The organism is Taklimakanibacter deserti (assembly GCA_003574785.1).
Genome location: QORU01000001.1, coordinates 445,339 through 467,845, shown reverse-complemented (window position 1 = coordinate 467,845; position 22,507 = coordinate 445,339). Strand labels below are relative to the sequence as shown.

Annotated in this window: 21 protein-coding genes; 6 read left to right on the top strand and 15 right to left on the bottom strand. The window is 63.3% G+C overall.

The window, feature by feature from the left end; translation table 11 throughout:
• The first annotated feature begins 1 nt into the window (after position 1).
• Entirely contained in the window at positions 2–949 is a 948-nt protein-coding gene (cbiB, locus tag DS839_RS02230) for an adenosylcobinamide-phosphate synthase CbiB (RefSeq protein ID WP_119268639.1), read from the top strand.
• Here cbiB and cobU read toward each other — a convergent pair.
• Both cobU and DS839_RS02220 read right to left on the bottom strand, forming a co-directional pair.
• The gene (cobU, locus tag DS839_RS02225) at positions 882–1,451 is read right to left on the bottom strand and encodes a bifunctional adenosylcobinamide kinase/adenosylcobinamide-phosphate guanylyltransferase (protein WP_119268638.1); all 570 of its coding nucleotides are present in this window, start codon (positions 1,449–1,451) and stop codon (positions 882–884) included. The genes cbiB and cobU overlap by 68 nt on opposite strands.
• The gene (locus DS839_RS02220) at positions 1,448–1,822 is read right to left on the bottom strand and encodes a DUF1636 family protein (RefSeq protein ID WP_119268637.1); all 375 of its coding nucleotides are present in this window, start codon (positions 1,820–1,822) and stop codon (positions 1,448–1,450) included. Before DS839_RS02220 ends, cobU begins: the two co-directional genes overlap by 4 nt.
• A gap of 79 nt (positions 1,823–1,901) precedes the next feature.
• Here DS839_RS02220 and DS839_RS02215 point away from each other — a divergent pair, with 79 nt between their 5' ends.
• Positions 1,902–2,669, top strand: a complete 768-nt coding sequence (locus DS839_RS02215) for an NAD kinase (RefSeq protein ID WP_119268636.1) — start codon at positions 1,902–1,904, stop codon at positions 2,667–2,669.
• A gap of 182 nt (positions 2,670–2,851) precedes the next feature.
• Here DS839_RS02215 and DS839_RS02210 read toward each other — a convergent pair whose 3' ends face one another.
• From DS839_RS02210 to DS839_RS02200, 3 genes are all read right to left on the bottom strand, one after another.
• Entirely contained in the window at positions 2,852–4,009 is a 1,158-nt protein-coding gene (locus DS839_RS02210; protein WP_119268635.1) for a DUF2336 domain-containing protein, read from the bottom strand.
• A gap of 95 nt (positions 4,010–4,104) precedes the next feature.
• Positions 4,105–5,382 (bottom strand): MFS transporter, encoded by a 1,278-nt coding sequence (locus DS839_RS02205; RefSeq protein WP_119268634.1) that lies wholly within the window; start codon positions 5,380–5,382, stop codon positions 4,105–4,107.
• 83 nt (positions 5,383–5,465) lie between these two features.
• A complete protein-coding gene (locus DS839_RS02200) occupies positions 5,466–5,831 on the bottom strand; it encodes a response regulator (protein ID WP_162918238.1) in 366 nt (121 codons plus the stop codon).
• 339 nt (positions 5,832–6,170) lie between these two features.
• Here DS839_RS02200 and DS839_RS02195 point away from each other — a divergent pair, with 339 nt between their 5' ends.
• Both DS839_RS02195 and DS839_RS02190 read left to right on the top strand, forming a co-directional pair.
• Complete coding sequence (locus DS839_RS02195; RefSeq protein ID WP_119268632.1) at positions 6,171–6,629, top strand: MaoC family dehydratase; 459 nt, start codon at positions 6,171–6,173, stop codon at positions 6,627–6,629.
• 4 nt (positions 6,630–6,633) lie between these two features.
• Positions 6,634–7,461: an HpcH/HpaI aldolase/citrate lyase family protein gene (locus DS839_RS02190; RefSeq protein ID WP_119268631.1), complete on the top strand. Its 828-nt coding sequence runs from the start codon at positions 6,634–6,636 to the stop codon at positions 7,459–7,461.
• On the opposite strand, the gene DS839_RS02185 is transcribed toward DS839_RS02190, so the two are convergent.
• From DS839_RS02185 to DS839_RS02160, 6 genes are all read right to left on the bottom strand, one after another.
• On the bottom strand, positions 7,458–8,765 hold the full coding sequence (locus tag DS839_RS02185; protein WP_119268630.1) for an MFS transporter: 1,308 nt from the start codon (positions 8,763–8,765) through the stop codon (positions 7,458–7,460). The two genes, DS839_RS02190 and DS839_RS02185, sit on opposite strands and share 4 nt — an antisense overlap.
• Positions 8,766–8,823: 58 nt before the next feature.
• Complete coding sequence (locus tag DS839_RS02180) at positions 8,824–9,222, bottom strand: MarR family winged helix-turn-helix transcriptional regulator (protein WP_119268629.1); 399 nt, start codon at positions 9,220–9,222, stop codon at positions 8,824–8,826.
• A gap of 67 nt (positions 9,223–9,289) precedes the next feature.
• The gene (locus tag DS839_RS02175) at positions 9,290–10,510 is read right to left on the bottom strand and encodes a flavin-containing monooxygenase (RefSeq protein ID WP_119268628.1); all 1,221 of its coding nucleotides are present in this window, start codon (positions 10,508–10,510) and stop codon (positions 9,290–9,292) included.
• A gap of 459 nt (positions 10,511–10,969) precedes the next feature.
• Entirely contained in the window at positions 10,970–11,566 is a 597-nt protein-coding gene (locus tag DS839_RS02170) for a flavin reductase family protein (protein ID WP_119268627.1), read from the bottom strand.
• Positions 11,566–12,276, bottom strand: a complete 711-nt coding sequence (locus DS839_RS02165) for an HAD family hydrolase (protein WP_119268626.1) — start codon at positions 12,274–12,276, stop codon at positions 11,566–11,568. Before DS839_RS02165 ends, DS839_RS02170 begins: the two co-directional genes overlap by 1 nt.
• 8 nt (positions 12,277–12,284) lie before the next feature.
• Entirely contained in the window at positions 12,285–12,872 is a 588-nt protein-coding gene (locus tag DS839_RS02160) for a nitroreductase family protein (RefSeq protein WP_119268625.1), read from the bottom strand.
• A gap of 169 nt (positions 12,873–13,041) precedes the next feature.
• Here DS839_RS02160 and DS839_RS02155 point away from each other — a divergent pair, with 169 nt between their 5' ends.
• On the top strand, positions 13,042–13,923 hold the full coding sequence (locus DS839_RS02155; RefSeq protein WP_119268624.1) for a hypothetical protein: 882 nt from the start codon (positions 13,042–13,044) through the stop codon (positions 13,921–13,923).
• Here the strand turns inward: DS839_RS02155 and DS839_RS02150 are convergent.
• The 3 genes from DS839_RS02150 to DS839_RS02140 form a co-directional block, all read right to left on the bottom strand.
• The gene (locus tag DS839_RS02150) at positions 13,920–17,174 is read right to left on the bottom strand and encodes an AAA family ATPase (RefSeq protein WP_119268623.1); all 3,255 of its coding nucleotides are present in this window, start codon (positions 17,172–17,174) and stop codon (positions 13,920–13,922) included. The genes DS839_RS02155 and DS839_RS02150 overlap by 4 nt on opposite strands.
• Positions 17,175–17,237: 63 nt before the next feature.
• Positions 17,238–18,272 carry a linear amide C-N hydrolase gene (locus DS839_RS02145; protein ID WP_162918237.1) on the bottom strand — a complete coding sequence of 345 codons (1,035 nt, stop codon included), beginning with the start codon at positions 18,270–18,272 and terminating at the stop codon, positions 17,238–17,240.
• Between the two features lie 65 nt (positions 18,273–18,337).
• Positions 18,338–19,228 carry a DMT family transporter gene (locus DS839_RS02140; protein WP_119268621.1) on the bottom strand — a complete coding sequence of 297 codons (891 nt, stop codon included), beginning with the start codon at positions 19,226–19,228 and terminating at the stop codon, positions 18,338–18,340.
• Between the two features lie 179 nt (positions 19,229–19,407).
• On the opposite strand from DS839_RS02140, the gene DS839_RS02135 reads away from it, so the two are divergent.
• Positions 19,408–20,334: a LysR family transcriptional regulator gene (locus DS839_RS02135; protein WP_119268620.1), complete on the top strand. Its 927-nt coding sequence runs from the start codon at positions 19,408–19,410 to the stop codon at positions 20,332–20,334.
• 66 nt (positions 20,335–20,400) lie between these two features.
• On the opposite strand, the gene thrS is transcribed toward DS839_RS02135, so the two are convergent.
• The gene (gene thrS / locus DS839_RS02130) at positions 20,401–22,368 is read right to left on the bottom strand and encodes a threonine--tRNA ligase (protein ID WP_119268619.1); all 1,968 of its coding nucleotides are present in this window, start codon (positions 22,366–22,368) and stop codon (positions 20,401–20,403) included.
• Positions 22,369–22,507 lie beyond the last annotated feature (139 nt).

Here is a 22,507-nt window from a genome sequence, read left to right as displayed (position 1 = left end):
CATGTTCTTCGCCACGACCGCCCTTGCTCTCCTGATCGAGCGGTTCATCGGCTATCCGGATATCCTCGTCCGCACGATCGGCCATCCGGTCCAATGGATCGGCGCCTTCATCGCCTGGCTCGATGCGCGGCTGAATCCGGAAAGTGAGCCCGGCAATCGTCTCGCGGGTATGTTGGCCCTCCTCGCGCTCCTCGTCGTGACCGGCGGCCTCGCGCTGGCGGTCGCCCTGGCCTTGCGCAAGCTGCCTTACGGCTGGGTCGCGGAAGCGATCATTGCGACACCTTTCCTCGCCCAGAAATCCTTGGCGGGTCATGTGCGCGCCGTGGCGGATGGGCTCGACCGATCGCTCGCGGAAGGCCGCAGTGCTGTCTCCCGCATCGTCGGCCGCGATCCCGAGCAGCTCGATCGCTCAGGCGTCGCGCGCGCGGCGCTCGAAAGTCTGGGCGAGAACGCCTCCGACGGCATCGTGGCGCCGGCCTTCTGGCTCGCTCTCCTCGGCCTGCCCGGGATCGCCCTCTACAAAGCGATCAACACCGCCGATTCGATGATCGGCCACAGATCGCCACGCTACCTTGCTTTCGGCTGGGCCGCGGCGCGGCTCGATGATCTCGTCAACTTGCCTTGCGCCCGCCTCACCGGCCTCCTCTTTGCGCTGGCTGCTTACTTCTCTTCCCGCACCAGCGCCAAGGCCGCCTTCGCCGCCATGCGGCGCGATGCCCATCGCCATGTCTCGCCCAATGCCGGCTGGCCGGAATCGGCTCTGGCCGGCGCCTTGGGCGTAAAGCTCGGCGGTCCGCGCGCCTATGGCGGACGGCATGTCGATCTGGCCACGATGGGTGACGGGAAGAGCGAGCTCGACGCCAACGATATTCGCGACGGCCTCAGCCTCTACGGCGACGCGCTTTCCCTTTTGGCCGTGATCGCTGTGCTGCTGGCTTTGGCTTTTTGAGCGTCATCGGCAGGCCGGCGGCGATGAACACGACCTCATCCGCGGCATCGGCGATCGCCTGATTGGCGCGGCCCGCCTCGTCGCGGAAGCGGCGCGCCAGCGCATTGTCGGGAACGATGCCGAGCCCCACTTCGTTCGACACGATGACGACCTGCCCCTTCGTCTTGGCGAGGCTCTGACGGAAGCGCTCGACTTCCCGGGCGACGTCTCTGCCGTGATAGATGAGGTTGTTGATCCACACGGTGAGGCATTCGATAAGCGTGAAGGATCGGGCATTATCGGCCTGGCGCAGCGCGGTGACCAGATCGACCGGCGCTTCGATCGTTCGCCAGTGGGCGCCTCTCTGCTCCCGGTGATGGTGGATGCGCTCGCGCATCTCCTCATCGGTGATTTCCGCCGTGGCGATATAGGCGGGCACTCCCTTGTGGCGGCGGGCGAGCGCTTCGGCATAGCGGCTCTTGCCCGAGCGCGCGCCGCCGAGGATGAGCGTGACCCGTTTCATGTCCGGGCCGGCGGAAAGCGGGCAATGAAATGTCCGCGCATCGCCTGCGGCCAGGCTTTGAACGAGACCTCACCCGTCGCACTCGCGCCATGGAGGTCGAACCAGGCGAGGATCGCCTCGGCCGTCTCGCGCGAGGGCGTGAAGCTGCCGGCGAGGTAGCTGTAGCGCTCGCTGTCCTGGAGGAAGACATTGCAATGCTTGAGGCAAGACCACAGGCAGGACTGGCGGTCCACCGCGATATCATGGCGCTGCCTTTCCGCGAGCAGCGCTTCCATGTGCCGCGCCAGGGTCTCACCGCCGGTAACGCCATCGGGCCCTTCCCGCTCCTCGGCGGAATGACGGCAGGTGATGCAGAAAACGATGCGGCGCATGGGGCTCCAAATTGAGGCTTGCCAATCTCGCCGCTTCAATGATTGAGTTAAGGGGTCCTGTCAACGCCACGGAGCCCTTATGGAATTTCGCCGCCTCGCTTTCGTCGCAGCCGAGGTTCCGCAGGCGCGCCGCGCCCTCAATGCGCTGGTCAAGGCCTACGGCCAGGCGGCGCCTGAGGACGCCGACGTCGTCGTCGCCCTGGGCGGCGACGGCCTCATGCTGCAGACGCTGCACCGCTTCATGTCTTCCGGCAAGGCGATCTACGGCATGAATCGGGGCTCCGTCGGCTTTCTCATGAATGACTACAGCGAGAAGCGGTTGCCCGAACGCATCCATGCGGCCGAGCTCACGACGGTCAGGCCGCTCCGGATGACGGCCACCGACCAGGCCGGCCATGAGCACAAGGCCATGGCGTTCAACGAAGTGTCGCTGCTGCGCCAGACGCATCAGTCGGCGGCGCTCAAGATTTCCATTGACGATCACGTCAGGCTGGAAGAGCTTAAATGCGACGGCATCATCCTGGCGACGCCCGCCGGCAGCACCGCCTATAATCTCTCGGCCCATGGGCCGATCCTGCCGATCAACTCTCCCTTGCTCGCCTTGACTCCGATCAGCCCCTTCCGGCCGCGGCGCTGGCGCGGCGCCATCATCCCGCATCAGGCGCGCGTCACCATCGAGAGTCTGGAAGCCGAGAAGCGTCCGGTGGCCGCGGTCGCCGATCAGTTCGAAGTGCGCAATATCAGCAAGGTCGAGATCGCCGAGGACCGCAAGCGCTCGGCGCGCCTGCTCTTCGATCCGGGCCACAGCCTGGCCGAGCGGGTTCTCGCCGAACAATTCCGATTTTAGCGAAGCTTTAAGGATGAAAACATTACACTCACATTCGGAGTGAGTTGCGTGACTGAGTTTCAAGAAGATGCCGGAGTTCCCTGAGCTCCGGCATTTTTTTGTGACCGGGCTTGACCCGGTCATCCAGAAAAAATGAACGACCGAGTTTAACCCCGGCCACTCAGCAAGACTGAAAAAGAGATTTACGCCGCGCTGATCAGCCCGTCACGCAGCCGGTGGGCGATCACCCTTATGCGCTCGCTCGAATAACGGGCGACGAAATCGAGATATTTGGCGCGCTCGGCCGGCGGCATGGCGCCATCGCCAGTCATGATCTCCTCGATCAAGCGGCGGGCGAAATTTTCAGCACTGAGCGTGCGTTTGGTCTCGCGCACTTCGCGTTGCACGCGTCCCGCCGCGCGGATCAGCCCGAAGCAGGTCGACGGCAGCCCGGAGCTGCGATAGAGCGAGTTGAAGCCGGAAACGCCGCCATAGAGCGTCTCCTCCGCTCGTGCCAAGGGCACATTGGCGAGATGCGCCATCGCGCTCTCGACCAGGCGCATTTGCCCGAGGCACGCGGCCCGCATGACGATCGAGGCGGTGAGCATGCTGCGCGACGTCATGAAATGGATGAGCGGCGGCAATTCCTTGTCTTTGGCGCTGTCGAGGATCTGCAGGATGGCGCGTTCCTCGGCATCGGCGACCATGTCGGCGGCATCGTTGGCCGGCACCCAGCCGCGTTCCGCCATCAGCTGATGCACCTGGTTGGAGGCACGCTTCGCCTGCAGGATGCGGATATCGAGCGGCAGCGTGTCGAGCGCCAGCAGACGGTCGATGATCTCCTGCACCCGGCCGAAGCGGGCGTAGAGGATGCGGCAATTGCGCTCGCCGATGGGGCAGTCCTCATTGTCGAAGAGCGTCAGGCAGGCGGAAAGATCGGCCAGGGTGACGATCTCCTTGATGACATCGTCGGTAAGGTCCGACCGCCGCGCCAGCGTCACCTGGCGGGCGGCATCGCCGACGCGGGCGATGCTGCGCATCTTCCAGGGATCGAGTGCCGGGGTCGCGGCAAGGAACGGCAGTGCGATGTCGTCCTCATCGGCGATGATGCTGAACAGGATGTCGCCATTCAGATCCGCGACACCGACGAGCCCGTCCGCAAGGGCGCGGCGGACTTCCTTCACCGGATCCACGGCGAGCTTGAGCACCGTCGGCACGACACAGCTGCGCTCGTTCTCCGGAGCATCGGCGTCGCCGATCAGGCGCGCGAGCTCGACCGCGAGTTGGAGGCGCGCTTGCGTATCCCCGGTTTCGATGATCGTGTCGAAGATGCTGACATCGAGCCCTGGCTGGCCGGACATAGAAATACCCACTCACGAAATTCTCAACGCTAAAATTGTCAGGGAACCATTAAGAAACGGTTCACCATGACGCGTGAGGTTTTTGAAGGGGTTAGCTAGTTTGCGGGCTGCGGCTTGGCTGCGCTTACGTCAGATTGTGGCTTGGCCGCGCCCTCTTCCGCCTGCGCCTGGGCGGCGACCGGCGTCGTCATCGGGCCCACTTTCATGATGTCGCCGGCGGATGCCTTGACACTGGTCGGCCGCTGCTGGCGGCGCCAGAACGCATGCGCCGCCATGATTACGTAGATCACCGCCATGAAGGTCATGAAGCCAGAGGATCCCAGATACTGCATGAAGAAGCCGGCGATCGAGGGCCCGGCCATGGCGCCGGTGCCGTAGAGAAGGACGAGCTTGCTCGACGCGCCCAACATCTGCTCCTTCGCCATGTGATCATTGGCATGGGCGATGACCAGCGAATAGATCGGCAAGGCGATGGCGCCGAACACGGTGAAGAGGCCGATGAGCACGGTGGACGAGATGCCCGCCGCCGGTATGCTGATGAGCGCGGTCGCCGCGGCGATGGCCGAGAGGATCATGATGACGCTGCGCCGGTCATAGCGGTCGGAGAGCACGCCTGCCGGATATTGCGAGACGATGAGCGCCAAAGGCGGCAGCGCCATCATCAGCGAAACGAGGGCGAGCGGCAGGCCCTGCATCAGCGCATAAACCGCGCCCATACTGAAGAAGGCGCTCTGCGCGAGGCCGCTCGCCAAGGTCGCGACGATGGCGAGCGGCGAGGAACGGTAGATCTCGGCAATCGTGACCGAGCGCGTGCCGGCGAGGCTCGGCGTCTCGGTCCGCATCAGGGTCAAGGGCAGCATCGCCATCGACACCAGGGCCGAGACGATGATGAAGCGCGAGAAGCCGGATGCATCGGCCACATTGAGCAGAAACTGTCCGAGGCCCATCGCCGCATAGGTGATGATCATATAGACCGAGAGCAGTTGGCCGCGGTTCTTGTTGGTCGAGGCCGAGTTGAGCCAGCTCTCGCAGACGATGAAGAGTCCCGACGTGCAGAGGCCCGCGACGAAACGCATCAGGAACCACCAGACGGGCTCGACCCAAAGGGGGATGAGCAGCACTCCGGTCGAGACGACGGAGGCGAAGGCAGCGAAGACGCGGATATGGCCGACGCTCTGGACGATGCGCGGCGTGACGATGGAACTGAGCAGCAGGCCGGCGAAGTAGCCCGACATGATGAGGCCGGTGGTCGCGGCGTCGAAATTCTCGGCACTGGCCCTGACACCGACCAGCGATCCGTGCAGGCCATGGCCGAGCGACAGGATGGCCACGCCGAGCAGCAGCACCCAGACCGATCTCAAACCGGCAAACATCAGCTCCCCTCAATATCTGATTGTCGCCTACTGCACGGAGATTGTGAAAGGATTGTGCTCGCCGCGAGCTTTTGTCACGGAAATCAGAGGAGCCCCACCTGCTTCAGCTTGAATTCGAGCAGGTCGCGGTCGAAGGGCTTCAGCAGGAATTCCGCGGCCCCTTCGATGATGGCGCTGCCGATCTCGTCGGTATCGGCCTTTTCCGTATAGACCAGGACGACGGGCTTGCGGCCGTTGGCGGCGCGGCGCACCCGCTTGACGAACTCTCCCGCGCTCATATTGCCGATCCGGTCGGCGGTGACCACGATATCGGGGGAATTGACGCGGCAATGCTTGAGGGCGGCATCGGCCGAGGCGGTCTCGGCCATGTCGAATCCATACTGACCGAGAAGCTCGCTCAGGGCCTGACGCTCCACATGATCCTCATCGACAAGCAGACATCTTGTCATGTCGATTATTCCTTCCAGACGCATCCGCAACCATGCCGTTATTGCCTTAAGGGACTCCTGCGACCGCGGTGGTTAATGCGTCGTTAACAGTCTTTCCACAGTGACGGCCCATCCGGAAAAGGGTCTCTTTTCAGCGCTTTAGGCTGTCACATGACGAAGTTATCCACAGGCCTCGATTATGGCGGTTTGATGCTCTTGCGAGGACTCGCGGCCCGACTCACCGTCAAATCCGCACATCCTGTGATTGTGTCCTAGCGTCACGCCCCATCCAAAAGCATGAAGGGCAGGATGATTCACATTCGCCAGGCGATGCTCTACTAAGGCCGAAAGGAGCATTTCATGCCGGGATTGTGGTTCGAGGATTTCGAGACGGGCAAGGTCTATCGCCATTCCATCACCCGCACGGTGACCGAGATGGACAATATGATGTTCTCTTGCCTCACCATGAATCCGCAGCCTCTGCATATCGACCGCCACTTCGCCGCCCAGACCGAATGGGGCCAGCCGCTCATGAATTCGCTCTTCACCCTCGGCCTCATGATCGGCATCTCGGTGAACGACCTCACGCTTGGCACCACCATCGCCAATCTCGGCATGACCGATGTGAAGTTCCCTGCCCCGCTCTTCCAGGGCGACACGGTCAATGTCACGACCGAGGTTCTGGGCAAGCGCGAAAGCAAGTCGCGGCCCGATGCCGGCATCGTCGATTTCCACCACAAGGCCTTCAAGCAGGACGGCACGCTCGTCGCCGAATGCCGCCGCCAGGCCTTCATGCGCAAGCGCCCGGCTGAGGGCTAGGCTAATGCGCTCGCTCCTCTTCGTCCCCGCCGACAGCGAGAAGAAGATCCCCAAGGCGCTCGCCTCTGAGGCTGATGTCGTCATCCTCGACCTCGAGGATTCGGTGGCGCTCGCCGACAAGCCGAAAGCACGCGGTCTCGCCCGCGAGATCCTGGAGCAACCGCGCAGGCCGGCAAAACTCTTCGTGCGCGTCAATGCGCTCTCGAGCGGCCTCGTTGCCGATGATCTTGCCGCCGTGGCCGCGGCCAGGCCCGATGGGCTCTTGCTGCCGAAGTCGGAATCGGGTGCAGACGTGAAACGCCTAATCGCCATGGCGCAACTTCCCGTCATCGCCATCGCCACCGAGACGGCGGCGTCGATGTTCAATCTCGGCACCTATGGCGATTGCGGACCTCGTCTTCTCGGCCTCACCTGGGGCATGGAGGATCTCGCCGCCGCCTTGGGCGCGCAATCGAACCGCGACGCTGAAGGCCGCCCTACCGCCCCTTACGATCTCGCCCGCACTTTATGCCTCATCGGCGCGCGCGCCGCGGGCGTCGAGCCGGTCGACGGCGTCCAGGCGAATTTCCGCGATCTCGCCGGTCTCGAGGCGCAATGCCGCGATGCGGTGCGCGACGGCTTCACCGCCAAATTATGTATCCATCCCGACCAGGTCGCGATCGTCAACCGCATCTTCACTCCCTCACCCGAAGCGATCGCCAAAGCGGAACGCATCGTGCAGGCCTTCGCGGAAGCCGGCGATGCCGGCGTCATCGGCCTCGACGGCGAGATGCTCGACGTGCCGCATCTCAAGGCGGCGAAGGCGCTCCTCGCGCGCGCGGCTGGCCACTAAGCTTCGACCGTCCGATCCCGACGAGCAAGCGACATCACCAGAAGCGACGCCGCCAGGCAGAAGGCCCCCGCCACATAGAGTGCCGGCAGGTAGGTATCGAGCAATGTCCGGGATGTTCCGGCACCGAATGCCGCAACCGCCGCGCCGAGCTGATGGCCGGTGAATATCCAGCCGAAGATCAGTGCCGCGCGTTCGGTTCCAAACCTTTCCGCCGCCAGCTTGACGGTCGGCGGCACCGTCGCCACCCAGTCCAGCCCGTAGATGACGGCGAAGATCGACAGGGCATAGACGCTGAAATCCGAGAATGGCAGATAGATCAGCGACAATCCGCGCAGGCCATAGAACCAGAACAGCAGCCAGCGATTGTCGTAGCGATCGGCGAGCCAGCCCGACAGGATCGTGCCGGCAAAATCGAACACGCCGATCACGGCAAGAGTGCTCGCAGCGCCGACAGGCGCCACGCCGAAATCGCCGCAGAGCGCGATCCAATGCATCTGGATCAACCCATTGGTGCTGAGGCCGCAAACGAAGAAGGTGAGGAACAGCACCCAGAAAGTCTGCGTGCGCGACGCATCGCGCAGCGCCACCAGGGGCGAAGCAAGCAACGACGCAAGACCGGGCCGCCGCCGCGGCGGCCCGGTCTGCTCTTCGGCGCCATAGGGCATGAGTCCGACGTCGCCTGGATAGTCGCGCATCAACAGGGTGATGAGCACGAAGGCCAGAGCGAGAATGACGAGCACAAAAGTGAGCGCGGCGCGCCAGCCGACACTGCTGGTGAGGCTCGCCATCAAGGGCAGGAAAACCAGTTGCCCCGTCGCGTTGCTGGCGGTCAACAGGCCGACGACGAGACCGCGGCGCTGTGAGAACCAGCGCGTCGCGACAGTCGCGCCCAAGACCAGTGCCGTCATGCCCGTGCCGAAGCCGACCACGACGCCCCAGAGCAACACCAACTGCCAGACCTGCGTCATGAAGAATGAGCCGACGAGGCCGGCGGCAATGAGTCCCAAGGCCGTGGCGACCACTCGCCTAATCCCGAAATGATTCATGAATGCAGCGGCGAACGGCCCCATCAGGCCGAACAGCACCAGCCGCACGGCAAGCGCAAAGGATATGTCGGCATTCGTCCAGCCGAATTCAGCCTGCAGCGGCTCGATCATGACGCCGGCCGATCCGAGCGCACCCGCGGTCGCCAGCATGGTGATGAAAGTGGCCAGCGCGATCACCCATCCGTAATGGATGCCCCAGGCTTGCAGCGCCCGAGCGAGATGAACGGAAAGGCCTCGAGCTTGCTGACCATCGACCATAATTGCCTCACTTATCGGTATATACCCGTATATGCTCACAAAAAATCCGCTGCCGCCTTCACAAGTCATCGCCCAGGCTGAGAAGCTCCCGAGCCCTGCGGCTGCCGAGTTTCCTTTCGATCTCGTCCTGCGCCCTCTTCCAGTGCGGGGCGCCTTCGTCCAGCACGTGGCGGCCTCGTTTCGAAAGCGACAGCGTCGCCTCACGCTGATCTTCGCCCGCAACCGCCGTGACCAGACCCATCCGTTCCAGGACCTTCACATTCCGCCCCGTCGTCGAGCGGTCGAGCTCGCACAGACGGCTGAGCTCGGTGATCGAGACTTCGCCGGCCCTTTCGAGCCTGCGCAGCATGCTGAACTGGGAAAGATTGACACCGACGGACGCCAACGCCTGATCGTACAAGGCCGTGACCTTGCGCGCCGCGGTGCGCAACGAATTGCAGTAGCATTGGCTCTTCATAGAAGCGGGTATATACCCACAATATGTCCCGGTCAAGGAGCGTCCCCATGGAGGCGAGTCCAAAAATTCAGCGGCTCATTGCAATGCGGTCCGCCAAATAGGCCGCGTCCTCGCTCACATAAGCAAGAATGGCGGATTTGAACTTGTACATCCAATGCAAGCCGAGAAAATAGACATTCGGACAGCAGGTGACGCCTCGCTGCTGCACGGGGGCACCGCGCGCATCCAATACCGGCATATGGAGCCAATCATATTCATAGCGGTAGCCCGTGCTCCAGATCACCGATCGGATCCCGGACTTCGATAGATCCAGGCTTGCTATCGGCACAATCGGAATGATCGCGGCAGATTCTCTGTGCTCCACAGGAAAATTCAACCCGGCTTCTTGCGCAAGGCTATCGGCTGCCTTGAAGAAGTTCCAATATTCGGAATCCGCTTCCTTGAGGATCCCTTCCACATCCTCGGCGAAGGCGAGCTTGCCGCCGGCGGCATGGAGCAAGCGGCCGAGAACGACGACACCATCCCCAGCCAGCTTGCGAATATTCATATCGTGGCCACCATGTGTGCCGGTAAGGACAGTCGGCACCGGTTGCTTGCGACCTGGCATATCGTCGATCTTTGCGTCCCAGCGGCCCATCTTCTCAAACCACCAGGTGATATCCCGGCCACGATAGCGCCGTGGCACGCGACGGTGTCGGCTCAGCGCAAGATAGACACGACGGCCGCTCTCACACAGCTCTTCTGCGATCTGACAGCCGGAATTGCCGCTGCCCACCACCAGAACGGCGCCTTCCGGGATCTGGGCGGGATTGCGATAGGCGCTCGCATGAACCTGAAAGACATGCGCGGGCAAGTCCGCGGCAAAGGATGGAAGCAGTGGCCGTTGAAATGGGCCGGTTGCAATCACAACATGCGACGCCTCAATTGTCGTGCTCCGCGTTTTCACCAGAAGGCGTCCGGACGAGCACTCCGCGTCGAGGCTCACGACTTCCGTTGCGCAGCGGACCGGCGCCTCGATCTGAGCGGCGTAGGCTTCGATCATCTGGGCGATATCGCGATAGTTGGAAAACCCTTGCGGATCATCACCGCCATAGCGGTAGCCCGGAAGGCGAATGTCGTAGTTGGGAAACTGGAAGGTAAGCGAATCCCATCGCTCACTATGCCAACGCTCCGCCACGCGCGCCCGCTCCAAGACGACATGCTCGCGGCCATGCTGACGCAATGAGTGACTCATAACCAACCCGGCCTGGCCACCACCAATCACCACAACATCGTGGCGCTCTTTCATTGGCTATGTCCTCCCGGAGCTGGTGACGAATCCGATTAGCCCGACGAGCAGATGGTGGTGTGGCTATCAGCTAGTAAACTGGTCTACCAGCCATGTCTGAGCAAAATAATCCGACCCGAGACAGGTTGATCGCCGAGGGTCTTAAGTCACTGATCCTGAACGGTTTCGGACGGAATCGGGCCGGACGCCATCCTCGATGCGGCAGGCGTCCCAAAGGGCTCTTTCTGCGATTTCTTCAAGAGCGAGGAGGAATTTGCTGGCGCGGTTCTGGGCGCTTGTGAGCGCCACTATGCCAATAAGCGCAATGAGAGACTCAAAGACACGTCCTGCAGCCCCTTGCAGCGGCTCGCAACTATCCTGATCGATTGCGACGAGGGAACGCTGGTTCGCATGGCGATCGAACCGCCTTCCGCAGATTCCGGCGCCTTGCTCTCGACCCTCTCGAGATTGACGATCACCCTAATCCGGCCGGCGCATGCGCCAGGCGGCCTCCACTGTCGCATATTCGCTATAGCCCATGCGCGCGATCGGCCTCATGGCCGCGGTGTCGACGCGGCCCTCCTTGATGAAGCGGTCGTCGATATAGATGCCGACGACGCGCCCGATGATCGCCCATTGCCTGGCATCGCCATTGTCATCCGGCAAGGGCACGATCTGGAACAGCCGGCATTCGAGCGCCGCCGGGCTTTTGGCCACGCGTGGCGGCTTGACGAAGCGCGACGATGCGGGCTCCAGTCCTGCGAGCTTGAACTCGTCGACATCGGGCGCCACGCGCGCCGATGAGGCGTTCATATGCTCGCGCAATTCATAGGTCGCGAGATTGACCACGAATTCGGACGTCGCCTCGATATTGGTGAGCGAGTCCTTCATGTCGGAAGATCCGATCACGACGTAATGCGGCTTCTCGGCGATGGCATTGAAGAAGCTGTAGGGGGCGAGATTGGGCACGCCGTTCCTGGCCATGCTCGATACCCAGCCGATCGGGCGCGGCGCCACGATCGCCTTGAACGGATCGTTGGGCAGGCCATGCGTGTTGTCGATCGCATCGTAATGCATCACCCAGTTCTCCTCAGCAATGCCGGCAGGTCGGCGATGGTGCCGATCACGTGGTCGGCGAGCGGCGCCAGGTGATCCGCCGTCGAGTTGCCGGAGAGCACGCCGATGGCGAGCCCTGCCCCCGCATCATGCGCCGTCTCCATGTCATGCGGATTGTCGCCGACCATCGCGACTTCCTCAGCTTTGATGCCGACCGCATCGGCAAAAGCATGGATCATGTCGCCGAAAGGTTTTGGCCGCGCCACACTGTCGGCGCCGAGGATGACGTCGAAGAGCTGGACCGCGTCGAGGGCGCCCATATGCAGCACCGCGGAAGCGGCCGTGTCATTGGTGGCGACGCCGAGCCTGAAGCCCATGCGGCGCAGTTCCTCGAGAATGGGTTTCAGCGGCATCAGCGCCTTCAGATGCTTCAAGCCGAGCTCGCGATAATCGACGTCGAGCAGCTTCATCTTCTCGGCGACGCTCGCGGCATCGAGCCCCGGCCACCAGACCTCGATGATGTCGCGCGTGGTGCCTTGGGCGAGGATCGATCCCGCTTTGAAGGCTTGGGTTTCAGGATCGTAGCCGGCGGCCACGAATTTCGCTTCGATCTCGGCGGCGTCGCGATCGGGGAAGACCTCCTTGAGGAGTTGCTGATAGGCCGGAACCCACGTGCCGGTCACATCGATCAGCGTGCCGTCCTTGTCGAAGAGAACCCCTTTGATCGCCATGAAAGCCGTCAGCCTCGCCAGCGGGTAATGAGGCTCTCGGGATCGGGCCGCGGCCGGTCTTCGAGTGCCGCGGCGGGCGTGCCGAAATAGACGATGCCGACGATCTTCTCCGTCTCGCTCAGGCCCATTGCCTTCATAATCTTGGAGTCATAGGCGATCCAATCGGTATTCCACTGGGCGCCGACGCCGAGCGCCGAAGCGGCGAGCAATATGTTCTGGGTCAGGGCGCCGGCTGAAAGAAGCTGTTCCCATTCTGGGATCTTCACATGCGGCCCGGCCTTGGAGACGACGACGAGCACGGTCGGGGCCCTCAGGAACAGGCCGGCCTGAAAGCTGAGCGACTCCGCGCCGTGATCGGGATGCAACTCCTGCCAGCGGGCCTTCATGACCTCGCCGAATTTCCGCCGCGCCTCACCCTCGAACAAAACGAGCCGCCAGGGTGTCAGCTTGCCGTGATCGGGCACGCGCACGGCGATCTCGAGGATGGTTTTCAGTTGCTCCGGCGTGGGTCCAGGCTCCGCCATGGCTTTGACGGAGGCCGACTTTCGGGTCTTGAGCAGGCTTAAGGCTGAGGAGGTGTCATTGAGGCGGGTCATACCCTTAACAAGGGAACCCGACCGGCAAAGTCAAGATCGGAAAAAACAAAGCACAATTGCACGATCTGCGTTAACCAAAAATTAAGCATATTGTTGAGGCCGGTCCGCTTCTCGTGTTGGCTGTCCCTGCCGGCCGGGACTGGCCGGGGGTAACAGGGGAACGTCTATCATGTTCAAGGGCCGCCATATGTTGAGTGTTCTGGCGGCCCTCTTTTTTTCCTCTCCGGCGCTCGCCGCCTCCTCGACCGGAGCCATCGACCGCACACCCGACATAGAGCGCGCCGGTGATGATGTGGGTGCGGAGGTCCGCATCGAGCTCACCCGCCCCGGCAATGAGGGCCTCGCCTTCAATGCCCGCCTCAGCGAAGACGGCGGCGTCATCAGCTGGCCGATCTCCTGGCAGGTCAAGGCCTTTGACGGCGAAACCCTGTTTTCGCGCGATGCCGAGACGGCCTCGCTTCCGGCCGAGCCCGGCGACTATATGGTGGAAGCGAGCTATGGCGCGGTGAAGGTCGAGCGCAAGCTCACCTTGCTCGAAGGCCAACGTCTTGCCGTGACCTTCGTGCTCAATGCCGGAGGCTTGCGCGTCCTGCCCAAGCTCAAGCAGCTCGGGCTTCCCGCGGCGCGGCCCTTCACCAGCATCTACAAGTCTTCAGGCGTGGATGGCGGGACGCTCGTCGCCATCACCGAAGAGCCGGGCGAGATTCTCAGGCTCGGCGCCGGGTCCTATCGCGTCGAGAGCCGTTTCCAGCCGGGCAACGCCGAGGCCATGACCGAGGTCATGGTCAAGCCGGGCCTCCTGTCGGCGGTCGAGCTCGACATGAATGCCGGCATTGCCCGGCTCGATGCTTCCGGCGCCGGAGAGCACGACATCTATTGGATCATCACCGATGCCAAGGGCAAGAAGCTGCCGGGCATCCCCGGACCCACCGCCGATGTCGTGCTGAAGCCCGGCCGCTATGTGCTCAGCACACGGATCGACGGCGTGGAGAAGACCTCGGCCTTCACCATTGAGCCCGGCCGGGTCAGCGCCATCATCCAATCGAACTAGCCCCACGTGGCAACAGCATCATCGAGCGCCTGCGTGGCGCGGATGAAATTCATCTCGCGGCCGAGTGCCGCCACTCGCGCGAGCTCGGATTTCGCCGCAGCGCCCCGCTCGCCCCGCCCTACCCGGATCAGGATCCGGGCACGGTCGATGAGGAAATCGGCCCAGGGGAACGGTTCATTGGCGGTATGATCCGCCATCGCCTGGGCGAAGCTTTCCGCCGCTTCCCATTCGCGGCGCTTCAGCGACGCCGTCATCATGTGATTGTTGAAATACATGTGATTGTGGATCGGCGCGCCGGCTTTGAGGATGGCGCGCGCCTGCGCGATATGCGCCTGGCGCTCGCTCTCGCTCTTGGCAAGCTCCGCCAGCATGCCGAGCACGATCGGCCCCATGTAGTTTAGCCCGGTCTCCTCGCAGAGCTTGTACGCCCAACCGGCATAGTGCCGCGCCTCGTCCCAGTGCTCGGCCGTGAGCGCAAGCTCGGCGAAGAACATCTTGCTCTCCGCCTCGAAGCGCCTGGCACCGAGCGCGATCGCGAGATCATCCGCCTTCACCGCATGCTCGCGCGCAACCGCGATCTCGTCGGCCTCGAACTTTCTGAAATAGCCGCAATGATGGGCGATCATCAGCGCCCGCTTGGCGCCGGCACGCTCGGCGAGCTCGATCGCCTCGCGGACGCAATCATCGGCTTCGCGCCATTCGCCTTTGGAGAGCGCGGCAATGGACCACATGGGCAGATTGGCCACTTCGATGCGGCCAAAGCCTTCCTGCCGGGCAAGCTTCACGCAGCGGCTGAAGGCGTCATAGGCACTGAGCATGCGGCCGTTGGCGTAATAGCCGTCGCCCAGCCCGCCGAGAGCACGGATCTCGGCCTCGACCGAGCCCGCGGCTCGGGCGAAGTCGAGCGCCTTCTGGTGCTCGGCAAGGCATTCGGACAAGCGCCCTTTCGGGAACAGCAGATTGCCGCGCAGGTGATGCGACCGTGACAGCTCACGCAGGAGCCGGTCGTTCTCGGCGATCGCATCGGCCCGGTCGAGCGCGGCGAAGGCCTCATCGAAGCGGTCGGACAATCGGAGGCCCTGGGCAAAGCCGATATTGGCGCGACAGAACAGCGCGCGATCGCCTTCGGCGAGCCGCAGGGCGTCGGGCCAGACATCGAGCGATGTCGCGATCTGACCCGTCTCGAGCAGCATCTCGCCGCGCCGTGTCAGGAGCTCGGCCTTGCGCGTCCCCTCCTCCGCCAGCGCCACCGCCCGCGCATTGAGGACGATCGCATTGTCATAGCGATAGATCGACCATTCGCTTTGCGCCGCCTCGTCATAGGCGTCGACGGCGCGTGGATCCTGCGCCTGGTCGAGATGGTTGGCGGCAAGAATCTTATCGTGCTGCCCGAACCATTCGGCGGCCTTCACATGCAGCGTGCGGCGGCGCGACTTCGGCAGAGTGCCATGGGTTGCATCGCGCACCAGCGCATGGACGAATTCATAGTGCTGCCCCGCGCGCCGCAGGAGGACGGCATCGATCAGGGGCCGCAGCTCCGCCCCCCGTTCATCGAGGAGATGATCGATCTCGTCTTGAGTGAAGCGCTGGCCGAGAACCGATGCCGTTTGCACGATGCGCCGATCCTTTTCGGAAAGACGGTCGAGACGCGCGACGATGAGGCTCTGGATCGATTGCGGCAGCGCCTCCCCGCCGGCCCCTGTCTTGTGATGCAGCAACTGCACCAGGAACAGCGGGTTGCCGGCGGCGCGCTGCAGGACGTCGCGCACGAGTGCGGTCTCGCCGGCAAAGACTTGCGCGGCAAGGCTCGCAGCCTCCTTGTCCGTGAGGGCGGCAAGGTTCAGGACCTTGACCGAGGTCGGCGCGACGCGCGCGAGCCAGGCATTGTCCAAGGGATCACCTTCCGGACGCGTCGTGAAGACGAGCGTGATCGGAGAGGACTGGGCCGCAAGCGCCAGCGCCGCAAGCATGTCGAGGCCGTCATCGTCGATCCAATGCAGATCCTCCACCGCGAAGAAAAGCGGCTTCTGCCGGGCGGCGAGGCCGGCGACCTTTGCCAAGGTTTCGATCCGTGCCGTGAGGCGGCCCGCGGCATCGAAGGTATTGAAGACGCGGACCAGATCAGGCGGCATCATCACGCCCATGAGATCATGCAGGAAGGTCTCGTCACGCTCGTCAAGACCATGCTGCCCGACAAAATCGGCAATGCCTTTGGCGAGGCCGGCCTCATCTGCATGCGCCTCGATTGCGAGAAGGGCTTGGGTGATGGTCCGCCGCAATTGCGTCTGGCTGCCGCCACCGAAACTCATGACGGAAGCGTTGAGACAAGTGAGGCTCCGGGCGCGCGCCGCGGCGGTGGCTGCTTCCAGCAAGCGGGACTTGCCGATCCCGGCATCACCGCGAATATGAACGATGCGGCCGATCTCTTCGCGCGCGGTGATGTCGAGTGCGGTCTCGATCTCCGCCATTTCGGCTTTGCGCCCGACAAAGGGCGGTCCGCCCTCCTCGTGAGCGGCATGTTCCTGCACGGAGAGCTTGAAGACGGGAAGCGGCTCGGCGAAGCCGTCGAGCCGCCGGCGCCCGAGCGCCTCCACCGAATGTCGATGAGAGACGGCGTCCGCGAGTTCATCCGACAGCAATATCTCGCCGCGCCGGGCAAGGTCGCACAAGCGCGCCGCGAGATTGACCGAGGAGCCGGTCATCGTATAGGGCCGGTGCACGTCGCTGCCGGTGGTTGCCGCGAGCACCGTGCCCGCCGCCAGACCGCAATGCGCGTCGAAGGGACCCGCCTTGTAGCGCTTTGTGAGCGATGCCATCCCTTCGCGGATGGCGATCGCCGCGGCGACCGCTCTCAGCGCATCATCGCCATGGGCGATGGGCGCGCCGAACACCGCCATGGTGCAGTCACCAATATGACTGTCGACCGTGCCGCCCAGGCGCACGATCGTGCCATCCGTCAGCGCGAAGAAATCATTGAGCAGACTCCGCACGTCTTCCGGATCGCTATTCTCCGAAAACGCGGTGTAGCCCGACAGGTCGGCAAAGAGGACGGTGACCGGCCTGAGTTCGCTTTCGGCTGGACGCGCGGCCGGCGGCGCGGCCTCGAGCGCCGTGCCGCAATTGCCGCAAAAACGCGCCGCGGAGGGATTTTCCCCGCCGCAGCTTCGGCAGATCACGGCGATGGGCGCCCCGCAGCCCGTGCAAAAGCGCTGGCCCGGCTTCGTCTCGGTTCCGCAGTTTCGACAGGCCATCGTCACTCCGACGGTAACAGGATGGCCTATTATCGCCCGGCCGGTTCAGCATTTCCACTGCGGTCATTTGATCTGACAAATGCTGGTCTCCGGCCAGAGGGCGGATTCATGCAATGCGGCATCATCGATGCCGGAGAGGAACGGCGTCGCTTTGACGGTCTCGACCAGGAGCCTTTCATTGTCCTCGCTGCGATAGGGCCGGAACCTTAGGCCGACATCCCCTGCTCCTTCATCGATGCCGAGGAGCATCGTGGGCGCCGCACAGGTGAGATCGAGGCCCGCGAAGCCGGCTGACCTTGCCAGCTTGTTCACGCGCGTCTGCCAATGGACGGTGCGCCGCGCCGTGTCATAGACGATGCTCCATTGCGTGCGCTGCGGCTGGGCCACGTCGGCGAGGGTTGCGAAGGCAAAGGCGATCGGATCCCCGTCACGCAGGCTGCGCTGCGCCAGGGCCGCGCGGGTGAAGCGCGCGAGCGAGCCGCTGCCCGTCGCTTGCGCCGGGCCGGCGGCAGTGTCCGCGGCGAACTCAAGCGAACGGACATATGTGTCGTTGGCGAGCGCCGCATGGGGAAGCGCCTCGCCGCTGCGGATCACCGCTTCGCCGTCGAGGAACTCGACGACCGCGGCATGACCCGATGCATCCATGAGCTTGTAGTGGAGCGGAATCCTGCTCTCGATGCGCAGCTTGCTTATATTGGCCAGGGCCTCATCGACGCTGGCCGAGGTGTCGAGCACATATTGCAGCCACTCGACGACGCCAATCGTCGGCCGTCCATCGGCGGCTTCGTAGCGCGCCTCGTCGAGCCACATCTGGCTCGCGGCGAGCCCCGCCTCGTTCATGCCGGTCATCGGGGAATCGCGGCCGAACATGTTGAAGGTGATGGAGGCGTAGCGCGCCCGCCAGCGGGCCGGATCGCCCTTCGTTTCCGACGTCTTGTCGAGGCCGCGCTTGTTGATGAGGACCACGCCCTGCCCGATATGGAAATCGAAATTATAGGCGAGCACGGCGCGGGCGGGGTCGGTGAAGGCGACCGTCGTGCAGGCTTCCGCCAAACCGGGCAGGAGCGCGAGGCCGAGGAGAAACAAGAGACGCCGCATCGGCCCTCTCCGGGCAACCATCATCGTGCCGGATGATATCACATGGCGGGCGTCGCCCGCGTGACCTATTTTGCCAAATTGACGATGATCACACCCAAGAGCGCCATGATGCCGCCGATGATGGCGAAGAGGCTCGGCACTTCGCCCAGCCACAGCAAGCCGAGCAAAGTCGAGATGGGCGGCACGCTGTAGAGGAAGTTCGACGCGCGGCTCGCCGGGAATTTCGACAGCATCACCGAATAGGTGGCATAGGCGATCATGCTCGGACCGAGGCCCAGATAGATGGTGGCGAAGAGCGCCTCGGTCGGTGCCTGAGGCACCTGCATCGCCGCCGACGGAATGAAGGGCGACAGCAGCGCGGCGCCGATGACGATGTTCCAAGCGGCCACTGTTACTGGCCGATGAGTCTTGAGCAGCGGCTTCTGCGCGATGGTGGTGATGGTGTTGCAGAGCGCCGCGCCGAAGATGAAGAGCGCGCCGATGTCGATCCTTAAACCTTCGCCTTCGCCGAGCGCGATGAGCCCGATCCCGGCAAAGGAGACGGCGGTCCCGAGCCAGGCCCTGCCGCTGAAGGTCTCGTTGAGCAGCAGCATGGCGAAGATGGCGGTGATGATCGGATTGACGTTGATGATGAAGGCAGCCGCTCCCGCCGACACGGTCTGTTCGCCGATATTGAGCAACACGGTGTAGAACGCCACGAAGAAGACGCCACCGATCAGGATGCGCCAGATCTCGCCGCCTCTCGGCCAGCCCGGGCGAGTGACCAGGAGATAAAGGGCCGCCGGCACGCCGGCGATGGCGAAGCGGGCGGCGCCCAGTTCCACCGGACCGAAGGCCTGGAGGCCGGCGCGGATCGCCGGGAAAGCCGAAGCCCATATCAGGATGGTGATGACGACCGCGGAAATGGCCGTGACATCGCGGGTCGCGGGAGGGGTTTGGGCAGCGGCGTTGGCCATGGCTTTCTCCAATGGAGAGATGGCGCACGAAACCGAACCGGCTCGCGAGGAAACCATCTCAAACTGCTGAAATTAAAGAGATTGACGAGGCAGCCCATGACTCATCAAACCTTGCTTGCCCCTATTTCGGCGCGATCCAGCTCATTGACAAACGAAACAATCGAGTATGAGCTGTGAATATGGATCACAACCCGACACCTCTGCCGCCGCTCGACACGATCCGTGCTTTCGACACGGCGGCGCGCACCGGCAGCTTCTCCGCCACGGCGGAAACCTTGAACCTCACCCATGGCGCCATCAGCCGGCAGATCGCCAAGCTCGAGCGCTGGTTCGGCCACCGCCTCTTCGATCGCCAGGCGAGAGGCGTCGCCCTGACGCCGGAAGGCCAGCGCCTGTTCCTGCGCACGACCGAAGCCTTGTCGATCATCGCCGATGGATCGGACCGCTGGATCGAGGCGCGGGGATCTGCGGTGGTGCGGCTCACCTCGATCCCCTCGATCAGCGGCCTTTGGCTGATGCAGCGGCTGGCGGCTTTCGAAGGCGGCGACCCGCCCTTGCGCATCGAGCTCAGCGTGGAACATCGCCATGTCGACCTCGAGAGCGAAGGCGGCGATCTCGCTTTCCGCTGCGGTCGCGGGCGCATCCCCCATCGCATCTCGGTGCAGCTCTTCGAGGAGCTGTGCTATCCGATCGCCGCGCCGAGGCTGGCTCATCGCATCGGTCAAGGTGCCCCGGAGAGGTTGTTGGAATTCCCGCTGATCCACGATTCCGATGCCTCGGCCTGGCGCGCCTGGTTCGCCAGCCGGGATATCGATTACCGGCCGCGCCCGCAGGACCGCCGCTTCGAGGACTACAATCTCGTTCTCGATGCCGCCGCCCACGGTCTTGGCATCGCGCTGGCGCGCCCGCCGATGATCGAGGGTTCGCATCACCAGAACCGGGTCATCGCCGTCGACGCCCATCGCGTGAAGAACCCGGTGTCCTATTGGCTTGACCGTCCGGCCCGGAAGCCCCGACCCGCCGCGATCGTGCTGGCGCGCCGCATTATGGCGGAAGCTGGCGTTGCGCCAGAGGAAGCCGAAGCCTTTGTCGCGGCCGAAACGTGAGGATCGAAGAAAAATGGCAGTGAGCAGAGGCGGTTGAACGCCCCTGCTCACTTGCGATGAGAGAACCTATGCCGCCGTTCTTTCACGTTTCACATCAGGCGGAGTCGCTTCCTCGGTGAGCTGCTTGATCACCTCTTCGAGCTTGAGCGACTGCTGCGCCTGAGAACCGAGCCGGCGCACATTGAGCGTGCCCTCTTCCATCTCGCGCTTGCCGGCGACGAGGATGACCGGGACCTTCGCCACCGAGTGCTCACGGACCTTGTAGTTGATCTTCTCGTTGCGCAGATCGGTCTCGACCCTGAGCCCTGCCCGCGTCAGCTCGGCCGCCACCTTCCTGGCATAGTCATCGGCATCGGAGACGATGGTGGTGACGACCGCCTGCACCGGCGCCAGCCACAGCGGGAAGTGCCCGGCGAAGTTCTCGATCAGGATGCCGAGGAACCGTTCCATCGATCCGCATATGGCGCGGTGGACCATGACCGGGATCTTCTTCTGCCCGTCGGCATCGACATAGAAGGCGCCGAAGCGTTCCGGCAGGTTGAAATCGACCTGGGTGGTGCCGCATTGCCAATCCCGCCCGATTGCATCGCGCAGGGTGTATTCGAATTTAGGACCGTAAAAGGTGCCCTCGCCCGGATTGATGCCGGTCTTGATGCGCCCGCCCGATTCCTCCGCGATCCGGTCGAGCAGCCGGCGCAACACATCCTCGGCATGATCCCACAGGTCATCGCTGCCCACGCGCTTCTCCGGCCGGGTCGCCAGTTTCACGACGAACTCCGTGAAACCGAAATCCGCATAGACCGACAGAATGAGGTCGTTGATCTTGAGGCACTCCTCGGCGAGCTGGTCCTCGGTGCAGAACACATGCGCATCGTCCTGGGTAAAACCCCGGACGCGCATGAGGCCGTGCAGCGCGCCGGACGGCTCATAGCGATGAACCGCGCCGAATTCCGCAAGCCTGATGGGCAGATCGCGGTAGGACTTGAGGCCGTGCTTGAAGATCTGAATGTGCCCGGGGCAGTTCATCGGCTTGAGCGCGAAGACCCTTTGGTCCTCGGCATCATCGCCCGCCGTCTGCACCTTGAACATGTTCTCGCGATACCAGCCCCAATGTCCTGAGGTCTCCCACAGGACCTTGTCGAGGACCTGCGGCGCATTGACCTCATCATAGTCGGCCCGGAGCCTGCGGCGCATATAGGCGATGAGCGCCTGGAACAGCGTCCAGCCCTTGGGATGCCAGAAGACGACGCCCGGCCCCTCTTCCTGGAAGTGGAAGAGGTCCATCTCGCGCCCCAGGCGACGGTGATCGCGTTTTTCCGCCTCTTCGAGCGCCGTCAGATAGGTCTGCAGGTCCTTGTCATTGGCCCAGGCGGTGCCATAGATGCGGGTCAGCATCGGATTCTTGGCATCGCCACGCCAATAGGCGCCCGCCACCTTCATCAGCTTGAAGGCCGAGCCGATCTTGCCGGTCGAGGTCATATGGGGGCCGCGGCAGAGATCCACCCAGCCGCCCTGGTCGTAGAATTTGATCTCCTGGCCTTCGGGGATCGCATCGACCAGCTCGACCTTGAACAACTCGCCCCTTGACTTGAAGAATTCCTTGGCCGCTTCACGTGAAACGATTCGTTTAGAAAATGGGCGGTCGCGGGCGATGATTTCCCGCATTTTCTTCTCGATGGCCGGAAAATCTTCAGGCGTGAACGGCTGGTTGCGGAAAAAGTCATAGTAGAAGCCGTTCTCGATCACCGGACCGATGGTGACCTGGGTGCCGGGAAAGAGCTCCTGGACGGCTTCGGCCAGCACATGGGCGGTATCATGCCGGATGAGCTCGAGTGCTTCGGCATCGTCCCTGATGATGATTCGCACCTTTGCATCCGCCGTGATCGGATCGGCGAGGTCGGTCAAGACCCCGTCCTTCATCAGGGCGACGGCTTTCTTCTCGAGCGATTTGGAAATCGAGGCGGCGAGTTGGGCGCCGCTCAGTCCCGCTTGCACCTGGCGCACCGCGCCGTCGGGAAAGGTCAGATTGATCATGATCTTACTCCTGCTCACTCCTGCATACGCAGCAGGTAAGCTTCATTTGTTGCGGGCCCGCTTATGGCAGCGCCGGCCCATTCGGTCAACCGTGGACGGATGATCAGAAAACAGAACGAATACAGGTCACTAACTTCCC